The organism is Herminiimonas sp. (assembly GCF_030645555.1).
Taxonomy (GTDB): Bacteria; Pseudomonadota; Gammaproteobacteria; order Burkholderiales; family Burkholderiaceae_D; genus Oxalicibacterium.
Window position 1 is genome coordinate 1 of record NZ_JAUSME010000205.1, and the last position, 1,536, is coordinate 1,536.

Sequence of the window (1,536 nt, forward strand, 5' to 3'; positions counted from 1 at the left end):
CATTGCCAGCCCGGCATGATGATCAATGCCGGCGATCCGCTGGTCTCGATCGAACAGCACGCCACCCTTTAATCCGGCGCCTTTACTGAGGACCTTCCATGCTCGATCTGAAAACGCCGCCCGCTTCCGGGAAAAATGCGAACAATCTGGCGATCCAGATTTACACGCAATTGAAGGCAGACATCTTTGATTTCCGCCTGCTGCCCAGCGACAAGTTCAGCGAAGGCGATATCGCTACCCGCATGCAGGTCAGCCGTACCCCCGTGCGGCAGGCACTGTTCTGGCTGCAGCGCGAAGGCTATGTCGATGTCAATTTCCGCAGCGGCTGGCAAGTGCGCGCCTTCGACTTCAAGTACTTCGAGGACTTGTACGAGATCCGCATCATGATGGAAACCAATGCCATCGCCAAGCTCGTCGAGCAGGATGCGACCTCGCGCCTGGATGGCTTGCGCGAAGTCTGGCTGGTCCCACCGGCAGAATATCTAGACGACCCGACCACCGTGGCGGCGCTCGATGAAGCCTTCCATGCGCGGCTGGTGTCAGCGGTCGGCAATGACGAGATGGTGCGCATCCATCAGGACGTCACCGAGCGCATACGCATCATCCGCCGCCTCGATTTCACGAAGGCGCCGCGCATCGCTGCGACCTATCGCGAACATGCAGACATCCTGAAGAAAATCTTCGACCGCGACGTGGCCGGCGCGCAGCAAATGATTTGCGGTCACATCGCCGAGAGCCAGGCCGAGGTCAAGCGCATCACGCTGTTCATGCTGCAGACCGCACGCGAACGCTACAGCACCCGGGAGGAAGCATAAAGCATCCCGCCGGCCGGGAATGACGGACAAGAGTATTCAGTTTCATCGTTGTTTTTCACACTGTTTTTCATGTTGTCAGTTGCATGGTTTTCTGTCTTTCGTACTGGGTTTTCGTTCATCCACTTTAGGAGCACACCTTATGTCACGTCGCACACTACTCAAAGCAACCGCACTGGGCGCGTTTGCACTCGCCTCTTCTTCCTGGCTGCCGGCTGCATTTGCCGCCGATACGATCAAGGTCGGCATCCTGCATTCCTTGTCGGGCACCATGGCCATTTCCGAAACCTCGTTGAAAGACGTGGCATTGATGACGATAGAAGAAATCAATGCCAATGGCGGCGTGATGGGCAAGAAGCTGGAGCCGGTCATCGTCGATCCGGCATCGAACTGGCCACTGTTTGCGGAAAAGGCGCGCCAGCTGATTTCGCAAGACAAGGTCGCGGTCGTGTTCGGCTGCTGGACTTCGGTATCGCGCAAATCGGTTTTGCCGGTCTTCAAGGAATTGAACAGCCTGCTGTTTTACCCGGTGCAATATGAAGGCGAAGAACTCGAGAAAAACGTGTTCTACACCGGCGCCGCGCCTAACCAGCAAGCGATCCCGGCGACCGAATATCTGATGTCGAAAGAAGGCGGCGGCGCCAAGCGCTTTGTCCTGCTGGGTACAGACTATGTCTATCCGCGCACCACCAACAAGATCCTGCGCTCATTCCTGAACAGCAAG

The 1,536-nt window shown here is 56.9% G+C and carries 2 protein-coding genes; both read left to right on the plus strand.

Annotated features, from left to right (window positions below):
• Positions 1-98 precede the first annotated feature (98 nt).
• Positions 99-815 (plus strand): GntR family transcriptional regulator, encoded by a 717-nt coding sequence (locus tag Q7T06_RS07945; protein ID WP_304783076.1) that lies wholly within the window; start codon positions 99-101, stop codon positions 813-815.
• 139 nt (positions 816-954) lie between these two features.
• Positions 955-1,536 (plus strand): transporter substrate-binding protein (locus tag Q7T06_RS07950; RefSeq protein ID WP_304783078.1); only part of this gene is annotated, 582 nt, incomplete at its 3' end.

What these genes read in the sequence shown, in the direction of transcription:
- Q7T06_RS07945 (WP_304783076.1), top strand. Translation starts at nt 99, where the DNA reads ATGCTCGATCTGAAAACGCCGCCCGCTTCCGGGAAAAATGCGAACAAT.